This is a genomic window from Mycobacterium sp. IDUB_1 (genome assembly GCF_055419625.1).
Genome location: NZ_JBVAYA010000003.1, coordinates 608,037 through 628,112 on the forward strand (window position 1 = coordinate 608,037; position 20,076 = coordinate 628,112).

Below are 20,076 nucleotides of genomic sequence, written 5' to 3' on the forward strand. Positions count from 1 at the left end.
GACTGCTGCGATGGCGACGTCCGACGCTCATTTCTACCGTCCCGCAGACGGCACCGGGCTCCCCCACGATCCGTTCAACGCCATCATCGGGCCGCGGCCGATCGGCTGGATCTCCACCGTGAGCGCAGACGGCACGCCTAACCTGGCTCCCTACAGCTTCTTCAACGGGTTCAACTATCACCCGCCGGTGATCGGCTTCGCCTCGATCGGCTGGAAGGACAGCGTCGCCAACATCGAGGCCACCGGCGAGTTCGTGTGGAACCTCGCAACCCGCCCGATCGCTGTAGCCATGAACGAGACGGCGGCCAGCGCAGACCCCGACGTCGACGAGTTCACCCTCGGCGGGCTCACGCCCGTGGACTCCGCCGAAGTCAAGCCGTCGCGGGTCCTCGAAAGCCCCGTCAACTTCGAATGCGTTCTGACGCAGCTCATTCAGCTTCACGACAGAGACAGGTCGCCGATCGACACGTGGCTGGTGCTGGGTGAGGTCATCGCGGTCCACATCGACCGGCAGTACCTGGTCGACGGCGTCTACGACACAGCGGCCGCCCGCCCCATCCTTCGCGCCGGCGGGCCTGCGACCTACTTCGACGTGCTACCCGAAGCGCGGTTCGAAATGATCCGCCCCAGCTGAGGGATCCTCAGCCCTGACTGCGGTTCCATTCGATCCACCCCGTCCCGGTGCGGCCGTCATCGGTGGTGACCGTGGCCCAGGATCGCGGGAAACGACTGAGTCGGCCGTCGGGAGAGCTCAGCAACACCGGTGCGTGACCCACTGTCGTGATCGTCGCGGTCAGCCCGTCGTAGTCGACCACTGCCGAAACGGGTCGTTCGCCGTCCCAGACAGTCTCGCGCGCTTCGACTTTGGTGAGCTCCACCAGCGGCTCACCACGGCACTGCCGGTAGCCCACCGACAGCGCAGGGGCGCCGGGGATGCGGATGTCCACGCCGTGCAGATGTGTCCCGTCGTCGAGGTGAAGAGCACTCCACACCCAGTCCATCCCCCACCAGTCCCGCGACGCCCACGAATGATCGCGCTGCCCGGCGACGCCGGTGATGATGTACGAATGTCCGTCGGCCGTGACCGTGCCCGACACCCGGCACGGAATCTCGTAGCGTGGCGACACCCGGTACTGAAAGGGCGTCCCCTCGCTCGTCCACTCGAGCTCCACTGCGACATCGACGGGCCTGCCCGCCTCGCCGCGCAGCAGCGCGCCCGGATCGTCATGAGCCTGCCCCCGTCCGCGCAGCGTCACCGAAAAGCGGACAAGAGGTTCGGCGACCTCCATGCTGAACTCCGCACCATCGGCAGCCACCACGGTGTGGTCCTCGGGCAGAGGTGCCTCGAAGTCCAGCACTGCCACGGTGGGACGGCCCGGGCCGCAGAGCAGACCGTTGACCCAGGCGTGGCCCTGGTTGGGGATGAGGCCGAGCCGGAACCAGCCGCCCGCGTTCTGACTGGGGTCGACGAAGTCGAAGTACCAACTCTCACTCCAGAGCGGCTCGTTGGTCGGGGTGTGTCGCCCTTCGTCGGATGCGTTCGGCTGCAACGGTTCCGGCGTCGACGGCGGCGGCAGCAGCGAGAGTGCATCGGTGTCGAGCACGTGCTGGCAGTGCCGGGCGATCATCGCCATGAACATCTCGTCACCCCGGGCTGTCCTCTCCACCAGCATCGGCGACACGATGGCCATCAGAACCCCGAAGAACGTCTGCCGCCGTACGCCCTCGCGCACCTCGTCCACAGTGACGCCGGAAGCTCCGCCGAGTGCATCGTGATAGGCGGTGAGCAGCTCGTCGTACCGGGCGCGTCGCTCCTCGACAGGTAGAGCGCACCCGAGGAAATAGGCGACATCGGTGAACGCCGGACCCCACGTCACCGTCTGCCAATCGACGACGGTCAGCGGCCGGTCGGCCCCCGGCTGGCCGAACAGCATGTTGTCCAGCCGGAAATCGCCGTGGACCAGGCCGCGCCGGCCGTTGCCGCCCTCTGCGGCCATGTACGCGTCGAACGCGCTCACGAACTGCTCGCAGACCGCGCGATGTTCCGGAGCCACCTGGTCGGCGTAGCGGTCGATGAACCCGGCGTACAGCGCGCTGATCAATCCCTGGTTGACCGGCGACTCACGGTTGAGCCACGCTGCATCGGCGAGCGCCTCGTTGCCCAGCAGCGGAGCGTGCACCAGACCGAGTTGGCGCATCGCGAGGTCCGCTTGGTTCCGGGTCGCACCGCGGATCTCGTCACCGACGGTCGCCGGGGCGGCGTCGTCGAGCAGCAGATCGAACGCCCCCGTCGCGCTGTCGTATGCCGCGTGATGACAGGGCGCGACCGGACCGCCGAGGCCCGGTGCGATGTCGGTGTAGAAGCGGACCTCACGCTCGTAGAGCCCCATCGCCAGCCCGGTCTGACGGCTGCTCGGATCAGCGGCGACCACCTTGAGGACCACCGATGCCGGACGCTCATCTCCTGAGGCGTACTGCACGTCCACCCGGTAGCACTCACTCATCTGACCGGTGCCGATGCGGGTGACCGAGAAGGTCGACACGTCGCGCTCGAGTGCGGAGCTGAGCCATTCGACGGTCAGGTCGGCGGGGCTTTCCAGGAGCGGTGGTGGCGTGGACACCCGGTCAACGTATAGCAGCAGGGTCGCCGCGACGGACACATCCGACAAACTAATTGACGCCCGTCAATTGCGGGCCGGGCGGCGTGACAGCCTGATCATGACCATGGGTTCCCCCGTGGGGCGCCCGGGCAGAAAACGGGTATAAAGCGCGTCGTGGAATCGGAGGGCTCATGTTGGTACTGATCACCGGCGGCACCGGCTTCGTCGGCGCGTGGACCGCGAAGGCAGCGCAGGACGCCGGGCACAAGGTTCGTTTCCTGGTGCGCAATGCGGGCAGGCTGGCCACCAGCGCGGAGAAGATCGGCGTCGACATCGACGACCACGTGCTCGGCGACATCGCCGACGCCGAGAGCACGGAAGCCGCGCTCCAGGGATGCGACGCCGTGATCCACTGCGCGGCCATGGTGTCGACCGATCCGAGCCGAGCAGACGAGATGCTGCACACGAACCTGGAGGGTGCGCGCAACGTCCTCGGCGGCTCCGTCGCCGCCGGGATCGATCCGATCGTGCACGTGTCGAGCTTCACCGCGCTGTTCCGGCCCGACCTCGAGGTGCTGACCGCCGACCTCCCGGTGGTCGGCGGCACCGACGGTTACGGCCGGTCCAAAGCCGCGGTCGAGGCCTATGCGCGCGGGCTGCAGGACGCCGGCGCGCCGGTGAACATCACCTATCCCGGCATGGTGCTGGGACCGCCCGCAGGCGATCAGTTCGGCGAGGCGGCCGAAGGCGTGGAGGCGTCGGCCAAGATGCACGCCGTGCCCGGCCGAGGCGCCGGCTGGATCGTGATCGATGTGCGCGATTTGGCCGATTTGCACGTCGCACTGCTCGAGCCCGGCCGCGGACCGCGCCGCTACATGGCCGGCGGTCAGCGGGTGTCCGTGGACCAACTGGCACAGATGATCGGACGCGCCACCAACCGCACACTCGCCGTGGTGCCGGTGCCTGACGTAGCGCTGCGCAGCGCGGGCCGGCTCTTCGACGTCGTGGGACCGTTCCTGCCGTTCGAGACGCCGATCAACTCTGCGGCCATGCAGTACTACACGCAGATGCCGGCGTCCGACGATGCGCCGAGCGCCCGCGACTTCGGTCTGCACTGGCGCGATCCGGCCGAAACGATCGCCGACACCGCCGAGGGCCTGCGTCAGGTCGGGCGGCTCTGAGGGCTGAGCACCCCGCCCAGTACCAGGTCCGCCAGCTTCGCGGCCGCGTCATCGAGATCGGTCACCCGACGCACACATACCGCGTACCACGCGGCTCCGGCGATGACGTCCATGACGGTGTCGGCGTCGACGCCGGGTCGGGCGGCGTCGGACCGTCGCAGGTGCTCGCCGAGGTTGCGGCGCGCTGCCGCTTCCAGCCGGTCGTTGATCAGTCTGCGCATCGCCGGCTCCAGCCGCAGATCGTGGAGTAAGCCTGGAACTGCCTCGCGCACAATGGGATCGGCGTACATGACCAGCGCTCCCCGGCACAGACGGGTGATCTCCGCCGCCAGGTCGTCCTCCTGGGGTTCTGCGCCGAGATCCGGGAATGCGGCCTCGTGGATGAGGTGCGCCTTGGTGCGCCAGCGGCGGTAGATGGCCGGCCGGCTCACCTTGGCGGTCGCAGCGATCAGGTCGATGGACGTCGCCGCGTAACCCCGCGTCACCAGCAGCGCGCGTGCCGCCTCGAGGACGGACGCATCGATCGCAGGATCGCGGCGCGATCCATGATGTCGCCGTGCGCTCGGCGTCGACCCGCCCACCGCCGATCCATTCACGAAAGCCCATCCCCGTCCGTCGATTTGTCGATACAGTGTGTCACGACACAGGGGGTTCGATGACGAACACTGGCCAACTCGCGGGCATCGGCGAGGACGGACTTCATCTCTACACGTGTCCACTGTGTGAAGCGATGTGCGGCTTGAAGATTCAGGTCGAGCAGGGGCGGGTGAGCGACGTTCGACCCAACCGCGACGACGTGTGGAGCCGCGGCCACATCTGCCCCAAGGGTGCGTCCCTGGGCGCGGTGCACGACGATCCCGATCGAATCCGGACGCCGATGATCAAGATCGACGGTCAGTGGCACGAAGTGGATTGGCACACCGCGTTCGCGCGCTGCACCGAGCTACTGGCACCCGTCATCGCCGAACACGGAATCGCCGCTGTCACCGCCTACACCGGCAATCCGCTGGCCCATTCGTTCTCGCTGGCGCGCTACGCCGGGGTGCTGCTCGGACTCTCGGGAATGCCTCTGACCTATTCGCCCGGCACGGTCGATCAATGGCCGAAAAACCTGTCTTCGCATCTGATGTACGGCGGCTGGTGGACGTTCCCCGTGCCCGACATCGAGCGCACCGACCTCTTGGTCGTCATGGGCGCCAATCCTGCTGCGTCGCAGGGTTCGCTGTTGGCAGCTCCCGATGTCATGGGGCTGATCGAGGCTGTCCGCCGTCGCGGCACGGTCGTCGTCGTGGACCCCGTCCGCACCCGAACCGCCGAACGCGCCGACGAGTGGCTCCCCATCACCCCGGGCACCGACGCCGCGCTGCTGCTCGCGGTGGTGCACACGTTGTTCGCCGAGGATCTGGTGACACTCGGCGCCCTCGAACCGCACCTCGACGGAGTCGAGACGCTACGTTCCCTCGCCGCGGACTGGCCACCCGAGCGGGTGTCCGCGGTGACCGGAATCAGCGCCGACCGCATCCGGGAGCTGGCCCGGCAGCTCGGCACCACCCCCCGCGCAGTGGTCTACGGCCGCATCGGAACCTGCAACCAGGAGTTCGGCAGCCTGGCCAGCTGGCTCGTCGACGTGGTCAACATCCTGACCGGACATTTCGACACACCGGGCGGGGCCATGTTCCCCACCGCGGCAGCCTGGTCGGTGACGGTGCAACCCATCCCCGGCCTCGAAGACGGTGCCGCCGACTTCGGCCGCTTCCGGACACGGGTGCGTGGCGCCAAGGAAGTGTTGGGCCAGGTTCCGGTGTCATGTCTGGCCGAAGAGATCGCTACACCCGGCGAGGGCCAGGTCAAGGCATTGATCACTGTCGCCGGCAATCCCGTGCTGTCCACCCCGGCGGGAGATCGCCTCGACGACGCACTCCCCCTGCTCGACGCGATGATCTCGATCGACCTGTGGCTCAACGAAACAACCCGCCACGCCGACGTGATCCTGCCCGGCCCATCACCATTGGAGCAGCCTCACCACGACGACCTCATCCTGCACTTCGCCGTCAACAGCGTCGCCAACTACTCGCCACCCGTGTTCACCAAACCGAATCCCTCGGCACCGGACGAATGGGAGATCCTGATCCGGCTGACCGGCCTGTGCACGGGCACACCGGCCGAGGACGTCGACGTCGGCGCGATCGACGACGGCTTCTTCGACTACCTGTGCTTCACCCAGGGACTCGACGGCGCGACGGTGCGGGCGCACTACGAGCACGGTGGGCCCGAACGCATCCTGGACCTCACCTTGCGTACGGGCCCCTTCGGGGACCGCTACGGCGAGAATCCCGGCGGGCTGACCCTGGCGACGCTCAGAGAGCACCCCAACGGGATCAATTTCGGTCCGATGGTGCCCCGCATCCCGGACATCCTCGGGACCGCTGACCGGAAGATCCGGGTGGCACCGCCGTACCTGACGGACGATCTGCCGCGGCTCGCTCGGCGGCTCGACCGCGCGCCGGACGGCCTCGTCCTGGTCAGCAGGCGCCACCTGCGCTCCAACAATTCCTGGCTGCACAACGTGGCACCGCTGATGAAGGGCCGCGATCGCTGCACACTCCTGATCCACCGCGACGACGCGCACCGGCGCGGCATCACCACCGGCGACATCGTCACCGTCACGTCCTCCGGAGGCAGCATCGACGTGCCGGCCGAACTCACCGACGAGATCAAACCGGGGGTGGTCTCGATGCCGCACGGCTGGGGCCACGGCAAAGCAGGTACCCGCCTGGACGTGGCCAACAGCTCCCCCGGCGTCAACACCAATGTCCTGTCGCCCGTGGACTTCCTGGACGAGCCATCGGGCAACGGCGCCCTCAACGGCATCCCGGTCGAAGTCAGCCGGACACGCTGACCACCCGCAGCCTTAGCGCCCGCGCGGTCGCCGGCCCGACGATTCCGTCCACCACCAAACCCGTTGTGCGGCGCTGGAATTCCAGGACAGCAGCTTCGGTTCGCGGTCCGAACACACCGTCGACCACGAGGTCTCCCGCGTAGCTGGTGTAGGCCGCTTTCAGGCGTCGCTGCAGTTCGGCGACCTGGGGGCCACGAGATCCACGCTGCAGCAGGATGTCGGCGTACTCGTCGCCGGGCGGCCGCGGGGCGGTCTGGTCCTCGGCGATGTCGCGCCGCAGAATGGTCATGTCGATCGCGCCGGGGTCCCATTTGCCCTGGGCGCGACCCGCGTACTCCTTGTGTCCGATGACCCGGTCGGCGGAGTGGCCCAGCCGACGGCAGATCGCGGCACAGCTGCGCAGCAGAGCGACGTACTGGGCGTCGGGCCAGTGCGTGCGATGCGGGGCCGTCGGGCTCGTTCCACTGTTCGCGCACTCGATGCCGATCATGTGCCGATTCGCGCCGTTGACGGGCAGCCACGGGAACGAGCCCTTGCCGGCGTGCCAGGAGACCCCCGCCGCCACCACTGTCACGGTGCCTGTGCGCGCAATGTGCAGCGCGGACAGCGGACCGGACAGGTCGGGCCTACCCCGTGCGATGGATTCGGCTGTCGCGGTATCCGACCCCGTGTGGTGCACCATCACCCCGCGGATGTCGGCGAAATCACCGTGACCACGGCCGCGCCAGCCCGGGAACTCCGCCACGTCGAGGCCCTCGGCGCGCAACACGTCGGCGAGCCACAGCGGGTCACCGTTCCACACCGCGGGCATTGCCGGCACCTCCTTCTCGAATGCGGCCCCAATGGAACCAGACGGGCCACGTTTGCCCGCGGAGGGTACGGGTAGTTCGACTCGATGACGACAGAACCCGAGGACATCGAGAGCACGCCGGTCGTCTCGCGTGACACGTCAGCGTCGCGCCACGACGTCTGGGCCGTGATCGCCGACGGCTGGACCTATTCGCAATGGGTGGTGGGCAACAGCCGGATGCGCGCCGTCGACGCGACGTGGCCGGCGCCTGGCAGCACCATCCACCACTCCATCGGCGTCTGGCCGCTGGTGCTCAACGACAGCACAGTCGTCGAATCGTGCGATCCCGAAACCGAACTCGTCCTGATCGCCAACGGCCGACCGTTCGGTAAAGCGCGAGTCACCCTTCGCCTCACCGACCTGGACGGCGGCGGCTGCCGCATCGACATGGCCGAGGTGCCGGTGTCACCGCCGCTGAACTTGCTGCCCAAACAGGTGGCGCTGACCGCCGCTTTCCCCCGCAACCGAGAGACCACATGGCGGCTGGCCGCGATGGCCGAGCGCCGCACCCGGGATGACAGCTGAGGCTCGTCGAGTGCTTCCGCCGGTGAGAAGCCATGGCTGCGGACCCGCCGATTTCACGACCGGGAACGCTATTCCGCGCGGGTGACGGGCCGTGGTGATCGCAGCACCCGGGCGTTGGCTACCGTTTCGGTATGCATCCCTTCCGTCAGGCCGTCGAGGCGCGCGACGCAGCCGCCATCGAGGCGTTGCTCGCCGACGACGTCGTCTTCACCAGCCCGGTGGCGTTCAAGCCCTACACCGGGAAGCCGATCACCGCGGCTATCCTGCGCGCGGTCATGCGCGTGTTCGCCGACTTCCGCTACATCAGGGAGATCGGCGACGCCACCAGTCCCGATCATGCGCTCCTGTTCGAGGCAACGGTCGACGGCAGGAAGATCACCGGGTGCGACTTCCTCCACGTCGACGAGAACGGGCTCATCGACGACCTGATGGTGATGGTGCGGCCGCTCTCGGGGGCGACCGCCCTGGCCGAGGCCATGGGCGCTCAGTTCGAGCGCATCCAGCGCGAGGCCTTCGAAGCGGCTCGCACGGACTGATGCTGCCTTCCGACAACCACGTGCACACGCGGTGGTCCTGGGACACCGCCGACACCTCGACGATGGAGGCCACCTGCCGACGCGCGGTCGAACTCGGGATCCCGGCGGTGGCCTTCACCGAGCACGTGGATTTCACAGAGTGGGGTGACGACGACGCTTCCGCTCACGGGATGACACTCGCTGATCGACCCCGCGTCGCACCGCTCGAGATCGAGGGCTACCTCGCCGATGTCGAGCGCTGCCGTGAGATGTTCCCCGATCTGCGAATCCTGTCGGGAATCGAAGCCGGTGAGCCTCACTGGTTTTCCGGCAGTGTCGCGGCTGTCCTCGCCGCCGGTGGGTTCGACCGGGTGCTGGGAAGCCTGCACGGGATCCCGGTGGCAGGCCGCCTCGAAGGGATCAGCAGGCGGTTGTTCGCCGACCACGATCCCCACGAACTGGTGCGCCTTTACTTCGCCGACATGGTCACGCTGATCGAGCGGTCGGACGTGTTCACCGTCCTCGCCCACTGCGACTATCCACGCCGCTACTGGCCCGCCGACCGCGCCGGCGCCTACCGCGAGACCGACTTCGAGGAGCACTACCGGACGGTGTTCGCCGCGCTGGCCGGAACGGGGCGGGCGCTGGAGATCAACACCAAATCTCCCTTGGCGTCAGTCGATCTCGTGCGGTGGTGGTGGCAAGAAGGCGGCGACGCCGTGTCGTTCGGCAGTGACGCCCACCAGCCCGCTCACGTCGGCAACCGGTTCGAGTTGGCGGTCGACATCGTCGAGGCCGCCGGCTTCCGCCCGGGCCGTGACCCGTTCGATTTCTGGCGGCGCTGAGGCCGAGGCACGCCCAGCGTTCACAGGCGCGACTGCACCTCGATCGCGGTGTCGGTGCGCCTCAGCGGACGGATCAGTCCTTCCTGAGAGAACGACGCGAGAAGTTCACCCTCATCGGTGTGTACCGTTCCGCGGACATAGGACATCCCTGAACCGGCTTGTGTGCTCTCGTGGGTGTACAGCAGCCAACCCCGCCAGGACACCGGCTCGTGGAAGCTGACGGTGACAGTCATCGGTGCGGTGGACACTGTGTGGTGCGCTTGCGCCGTTCCGATTCCCGCATGGGCCCGCATTGTGGTGGAAATGCCCAAATGACCGGTGAAGTATGCCAACAACGCCTTCGCCAATGCGTCACTCGGGGGAACGCTGTCGTAGTGCACCCACGCGTGGAGTTCCGGCGGCCCGACCTCGTCGGGGCTGTTGACATCGACCACGTCCACCATACGGATTTGCCGCCCGACCATCGGCATGTCCGCCTCGTGGGCTTCAGCGGGCTTGCCGACCTCGGCGCGCGGCACATGGTGCCTTATGACGTCAGCCGACGGAACATCGGCCAGCACCGTCATCGTGATCGCCCGCCGTCCCTCCTGCACCGCCGACACGACGGCAGTAGCAGTGGATCTCCCCTCGGCGACCACGTCGATCACCAGTTCCACCGGTGCGCCAACCATGATCGCCCGACTGAACACCGCGTGTGCAGAACGAATCGACTTGTCCGCGAACCGCTTTCCCACGGCTACGATCGCCTGCGACAGCACCTGGGTGCCCTCGACCACCTGACGGTCGTCTACGCCGGCCAAGCCCGTCTCGCCGACGAACCGGTCCGTCCCGTCGGCGTTCACATCGAACAAGCCCAGCAAGTCTGCCAGCGACCAGAGTCCCGCTTTCGAATCTGTTGTCATGTCAACATCCGCCTCCGTCTATCCTTCGGGAGTAACTGGGTTTGCCCATCTTGAGCACGCTCTGAGCGATCATGTTCCTGAACACCTCGAGAGTGCCCCCGTAGATGCCCATCGGGACGGCTAATCGGAACATGTGTTCCACTGCGCCGTCGTCGATGGAGCCTTCGGTGTCCGCGGGAAGGCTCGACTCCGCCCCGACGACATCCATGAGTTCTGGCGCAACGTCACGCATCATCTGGGCCAGCGCGACGCGCCCGAACATCCCGGGTGCGCTCAGCGCCGCCTCCATTCGAGCGACGATGCGGCCGAAGCGGAATCGAACGGAATCGTCCTCTATCCGGCGACGCCCGTCGGGTCGAACGTCTCCTATCGCTGCCGCGACACCGTCGACTGCCTGGGCCATGAGTGTCCCGTGATGTGACATCGTCGAAATAGACTGCAACCCGGAGCCATTGCGCTCTTGAACGCCATGTTCGACCGCGAGCGCTTCCCGCATCACGCTCCAGCCGTCATTCACCGAACCGATGCGGTACCTGTCGTCAACGCGGACATCGTCGTAGAAGACGAGGTTGGTCCGGTCGCCGTCCACAGTCCGAATTCCACGGATCTCTACACCTGCGGTGTCGAGGGGAACGAGGAACATGGTCAGGCTGCGATGTTTCGGCGCAGCCGGATCGGTGTTGGTGAGCAGGAAGACATACCGGCTGTGGTGGGCGTTCGAGGTGTACATCTTGGAGCCGCTGACCACCCAGACATCGGCGTCTCGCACGGCCCTGGTTCTGCACGTGGCGACGTCAGACCCGCCGTCGGGTTCGGTGAATCCCAGACATATCCGGATCTGGCCTGACAGCACGCCCGGCAGGATCTCGTCGACCAGTTCTGGCGACCCGAGCTTCTCGACGATACGGGCGACCATGGCGGTGGTGCCCCAGTGAAACCATGGCGTTCGCGCCCGTCCCACTTCGAGCTCCCAGATCCGGCGTCGGACCGGGCTGAATCCACCATGGGATTCTGGGAGGAAGTCTCCGGCCAAGAAGCCTTGTTCGCCGAGTGCGAGATGGACAGCCTCGTCGAAGTTGTCGCCGGTCTCCCGAGCGCGTCGGATCACCTCGTCGGTGACGCATGTTCGCAACGAGGTTCGGACGCGATCCACGAAATGCTGGTCGTCGCCTGACAGCGGTAGTCGGGAGAAGTCCACCGCTACGCCGTCGTGTCGAAGCGTCTCTCGCGCGCCACGACGATGTCGGCGATCCGCTTGGCGGCGACGCTGACGTCACCGCCGGCGAGTGGCCACCCCTTGGCGCGGACCAGATACGCCGACGCCGCCGCCTCGACCGTGACGCCGAGACCGCCCTGCACGTGGACGGCCATCGTCGCAGCTTTGGCCGCCTCTTCGGTCATGAACACGAATACCGACGCCGCGAGCTCAGAGCGCTCGCCGGGTTCATGGTCGAGGAACCACGCCGCTCGTCGAGCCAGATTGCGGCCACTCTGGACGACGACTGCGATATTGGCCATCGGGTGCGAGATGGCTTGCAGCGTCGAGATCGGAACGCCGAGGGTCTGCCGGTTCTTAGCGAATTCGACTGCGCCGTCGAGTGTCTTCTCCACAAGTCCCACCAACGCTGAGGCCGTCAACAGTCGCCACTCGTCCACCGCTTGCTCGTACTTCTCGAGGGCGGCGCGTCCGGAAGCCACCACCGTTCTGCTGTCTGCAGTAGCCGGATCAATCCACGCCATGGGCAGACGGCCGATATTGTCGACGACCGCGCGATCGGAGCCGAATGTCAGGAGAACGATGTCGTCTCCCTCGACGAGGACCACCTGGCGGGCGATGGCGCCGGCGGCGATGAGTCGCCTATCCCCGGAAACCCTCGTACGCGGGTCCATGGCCGCGACGCACCTGCCGCGAAGCAGGTCACCAGCCAGGACCTGGTCGACGTCGAAGGCTCCCAATTCGGCGAGCAGACGTGTCGTGACCACATGATCGATCCACGGCACCGGTGCGATCGCGCGTCCGACCTCCTCGGCCACCAGGGTCAGATCGAGCAGCGTGCCCGCGTCACCACCGTGGGACTCAGGCAAGGCCATCGTCGTCGCGCCCATGGCGCACAGACGATCCCACAGCCCGGCGTCGAACCCGGAGGCCTCGGCGGCGCGAACGACGTCGATCGAGCAGCGAGATTCGAAGAACCCCCGGTATGCGATCTGTAGGTCGACGTGGTCTTCGGTGAGGCTGTAGTCAAGCCTGCGTAACTCGTAACGGTCCATGTCAGATTCCGCCGTTCGGACCTCGCGCCCGAATGATCGACGATTCAGTCTCCCGCTAGGTCGTGGTCAAGTTCTTCTGGGCGTAGAGTTGCGCCCACTCGCTGCGCGACCTGATGGACACGTCGACGTCGGATGCCTTGGCGCGCAACGCCCCCACAGAAGCCTGGTCTTTCGGCGTCCTCGCGAACGGGTCCCAGCCGAAGAACCTGCACGAGTTCTGCCAGGTGATCTTGTCGATGTCCTCGTCGTCGGCTCCCGCTCCGTTCAACTCCGCCAGTACCTGCTCAGGCGCGTCCGGCCAGAAGCAGTCCGAGTGCGGATAGTCGCACTCCCAGGCGATGATGTCGATGCCGATCTCGTGGCGCAGTTTCAGCGACGTCTTGTCGGTCACGTAACAAGCCAGGGAGTGCTCGCGGAACACTTCGCTCGGGAGCTTGTCGCCGAAGTCGCGGCGCAGCCACTTCTGGTTGGTGTAATGCCGGTCGCTGCGGTCGAGATAGAAAGGTATCCAACCGATCCCACCTTCGGAGAAGGCGAACTTCAAGTCCGGGTAGTCGCGCATCGCCGGACCCCACAGCAGATCCTGCGCACACATCGCCGACACCTGCGTGGCCAGGATGATGAGGTTGTCGATAGGGGCGTTGGGCGCCATACTGATCGCCCCGAAACCCGTACCGATGTGCAGACACATGACCACGCCCAGCTCAGACAGGGTCCGGAACACCGGACCCCAGTACTCACCATCGTGGTAGCTCGGCAGCCCCTCCAAATGCGGCAATTCCGGCATCGTCACAGCCCGGCAACCCTTGGCTGCCACGCGGCGGATCTCCGCGCACATCGCCTCCGGGTTCCAGGTGGGCATCACCGCAATGGGGATGAATCGATCTGGGTAGCTGCCCGCCCACTCGTCGATGTGCCAATCGTTATACGCCGACACCATGATCAGCGTGACATCTTCGCGGAACTGGTTGAGATGGCGGGCGGAGAACCCCGTGAAGGTGGGGAAGCACATCGAGGCGAGGATGCCGTTGCGGTTCATGTCGCGGACGCGCTCGTGCACGTTGTAAACACCCGGTCGCATCTCGGCGAAGCCGGCGGGATCACGGCCCCACTCCTCGGGCGGCCATGACACCACAGCGTTGAGCCCACTGACACCCTGCGGCTTGCCCTGATACATCCATTGGTCCACGCCCTTGTCGTCGGTGACGACGATCGGCGCATCGGATTTGTACTTCGCGGGCACATGGTTGAGGAACATGTCGGGCGGCTCGACCACATGGTCGTCGATGCTCACCAGAATCAGATCGTCGACGTTCAAGCTGGTACCTCCGATACACCCGCCGCCTCGAGGGGCGGACCTAGTCTCACGATGACAGATCCATCGCGTGTTGTAAAGACGCGACGGATTGAAACAGACTGTGGCAGAACAGATTTCACTAAACAGAGCCGGATACTCGCAGCGGGTGGCCGCGACTGTATTTCCATCGCCTGTCTACTCATTGATCCTCAGACGGGGTCGAAGGACGAGATCAGCCACTTGCCGCCTACATCGGTGAGGCCCACCTTCACCGAACTGGCCGTGAACGAGCCTTCGGGGTTCTCCTTGCTGACAGTCGTCTGGTTCAGGAACAGCAGAACCACAGCGGAACCCGGTTTCAGTTCCGAAACCGCCGATTGCGCCACTGCTGCAGTGGTTTTCACCGCCTTCTGCTGGACGGCAGGAGTGACGACGTCGTGGGTGAACTGACTGTAATAGGAGAGGAAGTCACCAGTGAGATGCGCTTTGGCCGCTGCGAAGTCCTTGTCCATCGACTCGGGCGCATACGACAACATCGCCACGGATCCGTCGCTCGCCGCCTTGATGACGTCACCCGCGACCGAGGCATTCGTCTCCCGATCTGGCCGGAACGTCGTGACATACAGCCACGCCGCGAAGCCTGCCGAGCCGAGCAACGCAGCTACGAGCACGATGGGAACGGCGAGGCGCCTGCTCCGGGAGCGCCCGGATGTCGCGTCCGAGTCCGCGCCCGCATCAACGCCTGACACCGCGTCGGCGGCGGAGTCGCCTTGCGCACCTTCGGTCGAAGCGTCCGCCGTCGACTCGACACCGATCACGCCGGCGGTTCCATCATCGTCTGGCTTCACGGTACGAACTCCACTTTCGCCAGCTTGAGTTGACCGCCGTCGCGCGCCATGTCCACTCGAAGTCGCCAGGATCGCGGCTGCTGCTCTTTGCTTGCGGCATTGGAGACCTTCGTGGTGACCGCGACGAGCACAGTAGCGGTGTCCGCGGTCATGGCCTGCACGCCCGTCGCGGTGACTGTCGCCTCGGTGATGACCTTCGAGGCCTGCGCAACCGAGGCGAACTGCTCGGACTGGCCTTCGAAGTCCTTCTTGAAGTCGCCAGTCGTGTTGTCGAGGATGCGTTTGACGTCGTCTTGAGCATTGTTGAAATTCAACGACATCAGCGTGACAACGCCTTGGCGGGCGGCAGCCGCGAACTCCGCCGTACGCTGCTGCTCCGTCACGACCTTGTGGTGCTGCCACAGCATGTATCCAGAGGCCCCTACGAAGCCCAGCGTGCACATGACCACCACCGTGGCGGCCACTATCCTGAGCGAGATCGAGGGCGCGCGCAGACGTGAGCGACGCCTTTTCGACACGCTCCCGTCGGAAGATTCAGATGTCTCCGAGGCCGTCGAGGTGACCGGCGGAACGGGCGCGCCTGCGGCCATCTCGTCATCGTCCGCGGCATCGGTGGTTCGTGATTCTTCGATCAGCGGCCCGGCATCGACGATGTCGGGCGACGCAGGTGACGCAACTTCTTCCGCCTCCGCCGGTGTGGCGGCCGCACTCGCCTGCCTGCGCATCTTCACCGCCCGGGCACGCGCTCGCGCCGCCGCCGCGGTGGCCTCAGCTGCCAGCGCCTCGGCTTCGGCCTCCTGCGCGAGCGCCGCCAAGTGTTCGGCACCGAGGTTCGCGCCGTCACTGTCGCGCGTCATGATCGCGTGCCCGGCGCCCCTGCCGTTGAGCGTGGATGAGGGTCGCTCCAGATTGGACATCTGCCCTCCCCTCTCAGATCGGCCGGTCGTCGCGGCACGAGAATCACGTTTCCAAAATTGCCTATTGCCCTTAGCGTACCCGAGAATCTCACGTTCGGAATGCCCTTTTTTACAGCGAAAATGTGGTTCTCCGGGTTGACCTGGCGATCAGCGGAGACTGTCCTTGACCACTTTGCCACTGGCATTGGTAGGTAGGCAGTCGACGAACTCTACAAATCGCGGAACCTTGTAACCGGCCATCTGCTGACGAGTCCAGCGGACCAGGGCCTCGGTGGTGAGCAGTCCGCCCGGGCGCAGTACGACGAAGGCTTTGCCGACTTCACCCAACCGGGGGTCGGGCACGCCGACAACGGCCGCTTGTGCGACGGCCGGATGCTCTGTGAGAACACCTTCGATCTCAGCCGGGTAGGCGTTGAATCCCCCGACGATGAACATGTCCTTCTTTCGCCCGATGATGCGCAAGCGGCCCGATTCCGTGCACTCCCCGACGTCACCGGTATGCAACCAACCCTGGTCGTCGATGGCCTCGGCTGTCGCCGCAGGGTCGTCGAGGTATCCCTGCATGACGCCGTATCCACTCACGAGGACCTCACCGTCCTCGCCCAGGCGCACGTTCACTCCGTCGCAGGGCACTCCGGCCGTGGTCGCGACGTCGACCAACGAGTCGCCGGGCCGAGAGAGCGTCACGTTGCCTGCCTCGGTCAGGCCGTATCCCGTCATCAGGGTCTCGAAAGGCAGTTCGGCGTGCACTCGACGGACCAGCTCGACGGGAATGTCGGACGCGCCGGTCACCCCTGCTCGCAGCGACGCCAGCCTGGTTTTGTCTTCGACGTCGAGGAGGGAGTGGTACAGCGTTGGCGGACCGGGCAGCATCGTGATGCGTTCGCGCTCGATCAAGTCGACCACCCGATCGATGTCGAATTGAGCGACCGGCAGCATGGTCGCTCCGCGCAGAAACGCGGCCACCAGACCGGCCTTCAAACCGAAGGTGTGGAAGAACGGGTTGACCATGAGGTAGCGGTCACCTTCGCGCAGATCCGCGAGAGTGGCCCATTCCTCGTACATACGCAGCGTCTGGCGGTGATTCATCATGGCGCCCTTGGGTTTACCCGTCGTCCCAGACGTGTAGACGACGTCGGCGATTTCGTCGCCGCTCGCTGGGCACCAGTAGGGCTTCCCAGAAGCCAAGACATCCGATCGAACGTCGACCGCTGTGACCCCCGGTGAGACGTCGAAGTCGCGACCCAGAAATCCCCGTTGCACGAGCACGGCTTTGGCTCCGCTACGGCTGATGACATCCGCCGCCTCACCGTCGGCGAATCGCGTGTTCACGGGAACGAGCACGCCACCAGCGGCCATCACGCCGAAGGCGGCGACGATCCAGTGCACAGAATTCGGGGCCCACAGCGCGACACGGTCGCCGCGTTGGATGCCAAAGTCGGCAAGGGCACCCGACGCGCGACCGATCCGGTCGACGAGTTCGGCGAAACTGAGGCGCACCGAACCGTCTACGACGGCTTCGCTGTCGCCGAAGCGATCCGCTGAACTCGCGACCAGCTCGGGAATGGTCGTCCAGTGACCTGCTGGAGTCACGCAAGGATGAGGCGGGACAAGTTGCCGCCCATGATCTTTGCCTGATCGTCGACCGAGAGATGATCGAGCGCGGTGACATAGTGGGTGGGCTCGGCCAACCCTTCTGGATGCGGCCAATCGGATCCGTAGAGCACCTGATCGACACCGATGAGGTTGATCAGATCGTCGATGCCCTCCTCATAGAAGGGGCTGACATAGATACGGTTCTTGATCTCTTCGATCGGATGGCCCAGGAACGCCTCGGGGGCCTTCTTGTAGACCTCGGCCATGGAATCCAAAAGGGGGAACATCCATTTGGAGCCAGCTTCCACGATGCCGACCTTGAGCTTGGGGTGCCGGAACAGAGCACCATGGATGACCCATGAGGCGACAGCGTCCTGGATGGGGCGCCACTCATTGAGAATCGACATGGCATTCGTTTGGAACGGCAGCATCTCCTGCGCCTGGCCGTCCCACTCGGAGGTGTAGCGGGAGTAGCCACTGTCGCTCGAGTGCATACCGACGAAGACATCATGGTGAACGACCCGCTCCCAGAAAGGGTCGAACTCGGGAAGGGCGAATGAGCGGGGCCCCCGGAAACCGGGCACCGGCGCGGGCCGAATCAGGATCGCGCGGGCACCTCGCGCCACCGCCCATTCCAGTTCCTCGATCGCCTTCTCCAGAATCGGCAGCGTGATGACCGGGGTGGTGAAGATGCGGTTCTGATAGTTGAAGCCCCAGACCTCGTGAAGCCACTCGTTGAGCGAGTGGATCAGAACGTGGATGGCGATCGGATCGTCGGCGAGACGTTCCTCGATCAGGCTGGCCAACGTGGGGAACATCAGTGACCGCTGGATGCCGAGCTCGTCCATCTTCTCCAGACGGGGTGCGGGCTCGAAGAAGGCCGGGATCGCCTTCATCGGCTCGCCGAACAGTTCGCGCTTGCTCTTACCGTCCGGGTTGCCGAATTTGAAGTACTCCTCCCAGGCGCCGGGCCTGGCCACCACGGAGAACGTCGGATTGGGGATGTAGTTGCTGATCTGCCCCTTGAGCGCGATCTTCGTTCGGCCGTTGATCTCGACGTACTGGACGACGTCCTTGTATTCCTTCGGCAGGTACTTGGTCAGAGCTTCGGGCGGCTCGTAGAGGTGGTTGTCTGCGTCGAACAGCGGAAAGGGGATGTCGACCCGGTGCGAAAGCTGACCCATGCGGAATTCTCCTTATCGTTTGTGAGAATCATATTCTCATGCGCGCCGACTGGCAATGCTCGACCGGGTCAAGCGCCCCGCCGGACCGACTCTCGCACCCTGAACTTCTGCACTTTGCCGCTGGCCGTGCGGGGAAAGTCGTCCACTTCGTGCAGTTCCTCCGGCCACTTCTGCCGGGCTACACCGACAGCCCGGAAACGTTCGCGCAGCTGCGACAACGTGGGCATCGCAGCGTCGGCGCGGATCCGCAGCACCGCCGCGACGCGCTCGCCGAACCGATGATCGGGGGCAGCTACCACGACAGCCTCGACCACCTCAGGCATCCCGAGGAGCACCTCCTCGACCTCGAGCGCGCTGATGTTCTCGCCACCTCGGATGATCACGTCCGACCGACGGTCGATGATCGTGAGGTATCCGTCGGCATCGAGCACGCCGATGTCGCCGGTCCGGTACCAGCCCTCGTCGTCGAAAGCCTGGGCCGTCAGCTCGGGATCGGTATAGCCCAGGCAGAGGTCTGGCCCGCGGCTGAGGATTTCGCCGTCTTCGTCGAGCTTCAGCTCGACCCCCGGACGCGCTCTGCCGTCGGTGTAGAGCCGCTTGCTCTCCGGCGTGTCGGGCGATGATCCGGTGATCGATGGATGTTCCGTGCTGCCGTAGGACCGGAACACGAAGAAGCCCAGGTCCGCAAGACGCGTGGTCAGCGCGGCCGGCACCGTCGATCCGCCAAGCCCCACCGTGGTGAATAGGCGTCGATGGTCCTCAGTGCAGTCCGGATGGTCCAGCAGGCTTGTCACGAAGTAGGGCGGCCCACCGCCAATTGACAACCCCTCAGACTTCATCAGTGCGAGGACCTTCGCTGGATCCCACGCATCGACCAGGTCGACCGGGGCCCCCTCGATGACCGGGATCAAGAACGCGCAGACCATGCCGATGAAGTGGCCGACCGGCGTGGCCGTGATCTGCCGGCCGCGGTCGGGCGGGTAGGAAGCCAGCAGCTGACGGGTTTCGCAGCTCAGGGTCTGATGACTGTGCACGACGCCCTTCGGGTCGCGGGTGGTGCCAGAGGTGAACGCGATCAGCGCGGGCGCACCGGGGTCGGCCGCGACAGTCCCCGCCAAGGGACGATCGGCGAGCAGCGCGTCGAAACCGCGCTCGCCCTCGGAGCCGACCAACGCGACGATCGGTACGTCGCTGCACAGCTCAGGCGAGAACGTCATCCGACCAAAGTGCTCAGTGGTGACGAAGGCCCGGGGTGCGGCGGTACGCAGGATGTGGCTGACCTCTTTGGAACCGTAGAAATGCACGATCGGCACCACGGTGGCACCGAGCAGCGCCGTCGCCCAGAACGTCGCGGCGGCCTCCATCCAATTCGGCAACTGCATGGCGACCACATCGCCTGGCCCGACCCCACGTTCTCGCAATCCGGCGGCGAGCCGACGGGCCACGAGTTCGACGTCGCCGAAGGTGCCGACCAGGGTCGCTCCTCGGAATGCACCCGAAAACTCACCGCAGGATGCGCCCCCAAGCCCGCTGCCAGCATGTCGCCGAGCGTCTCCGGCCGCCACCAGCCCTCTAGCTCGTAGCGTGTGGCGAGGTCGCGCGGGACGACCCGCACCGGGGTTGCGAACACGTGGGCGATGCTATTC

The 20,076-nt window shown here is 65.8% G+C and carries 17 protein-coding genes and 1 pseudogene; 6 read left to right on the forward strand and 12 right to left on the reverse strand.

What is annotated here, in order from left to right; translation table 11 throughout:
• The first annotated feature begins 10 nt into the window (after positions 1 to 10).
• Positions 11 to 634, forward strand: coding sequence for a flavin reductase family protein (locus ACZYYX_RS20090; RefSeq protein WP_463816350.1), 624 nt, complete (start codon positions 11 to 13; stop codon positions 632 to 634).
• 7 nt (positions 635 to 641) lie between these two features.
• On the opposite strand, the gene ACZYYX_RS20095 is transcribed toward ACZYYX_RS20090, so the two are convergent.
• Positions 642 to 2,621, reverse strand: coding sequence for a DUF7064 domain-containing protein (locus tag ACZYYX_RS20095; RefSeq protein WP_463816351.1), 1,980 nt, complete (start codon positions 2,619 to 2,621; stop codon positions 642 to 644).
• A gap of 170 nt (positions 2,622 to 2,791) precedes the next feature.
• On the opposite strand from ACZYYX_RS20095, the gene ACZYYX_RS20100 reads away from it, so the two are divergent.
• On the forward strand, positions 2,792 to 3,781 hold the full coding sequence (locus tag ACZYYX_RS20100; protein ID WP_463816352.1) for an SDR family NAD(P)-dependent oxidoreductase: 990 nt from the start codon (positions 2,792 to 2,794) through the stop codon (positions 3,779 to 3,781).
• Here ACZYYX_RS20100 and ACZYYX_RS20105 read toward each other — a convergent pair.
• Positions 3,763 to 4,362, reverse strand: a complete 600-nt coding sequence (locus ACZYYX_RS20105; RefSeq protein WP_463816353.1) for a TetR/AcrR family transcriptional regulator — start codon at positions 4,360 to 4,362, stop codon at positions 3,763 to 3,765. The genes ACZYYX_RS20100 and ACZYYX_RS20105 overlap by 19 nt on opposite strands.
• A gap of 74 nt (positions 4,363 to 4,436) precedes the next feature.
• On the opposite strand from ACZYYX_RS20105, the gene ACZYYX_RS20110 reads away from it, so the two are divergent.
• Positions 4,437 to 6,680 carry a molybdopterin-dependent oxidoreductase gene (locus tag ACZYYX_RS20110; RefSeq protein ID WP_463816354.1) on the forward strand — a complete coding sequence of 748 codons (2,244 nt, stop codon included), beginning with the start codon at positions 4,437 to 4,439 and terminating at the stop codon, positions 6,678 to 6,680.
• Here ACZYYX_RS20110 and ACZYYX_RS20115 read toward each other — a convergent pair.
• Positions 6,664 to 7,491: a peptidoglycan recognition protein family protein gene (locus ACZYYX_RS20115; RefSeq protein ID WP_463816355.1), complete on the reverse strand. Its 828-nt coding sequence runs from the start codon at positions 7,489 to 7,491 to the stop codon at positions 6,664 to 6,666. The genes ACZYYX_RS20110 and ACZYYX_RS20115 overlap by 17 nt on opposite strands.
• 84 nt (positions 7,492 to 7,575) lie before the next feature.
• Between ACZYYX_RS20115 and ACZYYX_RS20120 the strand changes: the two genes are divergently transcribed.
• The 3 genes from ACZYYX_RS20120 (at position 7,576) to ACZYYX_RS20130 (ending at position 9,415) form a co-directional block, all read left to right on the forward strand.
• A complete protein-coding gene (locus ACZYYX_RS20120) occupies positions 7,576 to 8,055 on the forward strand; it encodes an SRPBCC family protein (RefSeq protein WP_463816356.1) in 480 nt (159 codons plus the stop codon).
• A gap of 131 nt (positions 8,056 to 8,186) precedes the next feature.
• Positions 8,187 to 8,591 (forward strand): nuclear transport factor 2 family protein, encoded by a 405-nt coding sequence (locus ACZYYX_RS20125; protein WP_463816357.1) that lies wholly within the window; start codon positions 8,187 to 8,189, stop codon positions 8,589 to 8,591.
• A complete protein-coding gene (locus tag ACZYYX_RS20130; RefSeq protein ID WP_463816358.1) occupies positions 8,591 to 9,415 on the forward strand; it encodes a PHP domain-containing protein in 825 nt (274 codons plus the stop codon). Before ACZYYX_RS20125 ends, ACZYYX_RS20130 begins: the two co-directional genes overlap by 1 nt.
• Positions 9,416 to 9,435: 20 nt before the next feature.
• Here ACZYYX_RS20130 and ACZYYX_RS20135 read toward each other — a convergent pair whose 3' ends face one another.
• The 9 genes and pseudogenes from ACZYYX_RS20135 to ACZYYX_RS20175 all read right to left on the reverse strand — a co-directional run bounded on the left by ACZYYX_RS20135 (position 9,436) and on the right by ACZYYX_RS20175 (position 20,045).
• On the reverse strand, positions 9,436 to 10,317 hold the full coding sequence (locus tag ACZYYX_RS20135) for an acyl-CoA thioesterase (RefSeq protein ID WP_463816359.1): 882 nt from the start codon (positions 10,315 to 10,317) through the stop codon (positions 9,436 to 9,438).
• Between the two features lies 1 nt (position 10,318).
• Positions 10,319 to 11,515, reverse strand: a complete 1,197-nt coding sequence (locus ACZYYX_RS20140) for an acyl-CoA dehydrogenase family protein (protein ID WP_463816360.1) — start codon at positions 11,513 to 11,515, stop codon at positions 10,319 to 10,321.
• Positions 11,516 to 11,517: 2 nt separating this feature from the next.
• The gene (locus ACZYYX_RS20145) at positions 11,518 to 12,588 is read right to left on the reverse strand and encodes an acyl-CoA dehydrogenase family protein (RefSeq protein WP_463816361.1); all 1,071 of its coding nucleotides are present in this window, start codon (positions 12,586 to 12,588) and stop codon (positions 11,518 to 11,520) included.
• Between the two features lie 55 nt (positions 12,589 to 12,643).
• Positions 12,644 to 13,906: an amidohydrolase family protein gene (locus tag ACZYYX_RS20150; RefSeq protein ID WP_463816362.1), complete on the reverse strand. Its 1,263-nt coding sequence runs from the start codon at positions 13,904 to 13,906 to the stop codon at positions 12,644 to 12,646.
• 188 nt (positions 13,907 to 14,094) lie between these two features.
• Positions 14,095 to 14,733: a twin-arginine translocation pathway signal gene (locus ACZYYX_RS20155; protein ID WP_463816363.1), complete on the reverse strand. Its 639-nt coding sequence runs from the start codon at positions 14,731 to 14,733 to the stop codon at positions 14,095 to 14,097.
• Positions 14,730 to 15,650: a hypothetical protein gene (locus ACZYYX_RS20160; protein WP_463816364.1), complete on the reverse strand. Its 921-nt coding sequence runs from the start codon at positions 15,648 to 15,650 to the stop codon at positions 14,730 to 14,732. Before ACZYYX_RS20160 ends, ACZYYX_RS20155 begins: the two co-directional genes overlap by 4 nt.
• Positions 15,651 to 15,797: 147 nt before the next feature.
• Complete coding sequence (locus ACZYYX_RS20165) at positions 15,798 to 17,243, reverse strand: FadD3 family acyl-CoA ligase (RefSeq protein WP_463816365.1); 1,446 nt, start codon at positions 17,241 to 17,243, stop codon at positions 15,798 to 15,800.
• Positions 17,240 to 18,430: an amidohydrolase family protein gene (locus tag ACZYYX_RS20170; RefSeq protein WP_463816366.1), complete on the reverse strand. Its 1,191-nt coding sequence runs from the start codon at positions 18,428 to 18,430 to the stop codon at positions 17,240 to 17,242. The genes ACZYYX_RS20165 and ACZYYX_RS20170 overlap by 4 nt, the downstream gene beginning before the upstream one ends.
• Positions 18,431 to 18,498: 68 nt before the next feature.
• Positions 18,499 to 20,045: pseudogene (locus ACZYYX_RS20175) on the reverse strand (AMP-binding protein).
• Positions 20,046 to 20,076 lie beyond the last annotated feature (31 nt).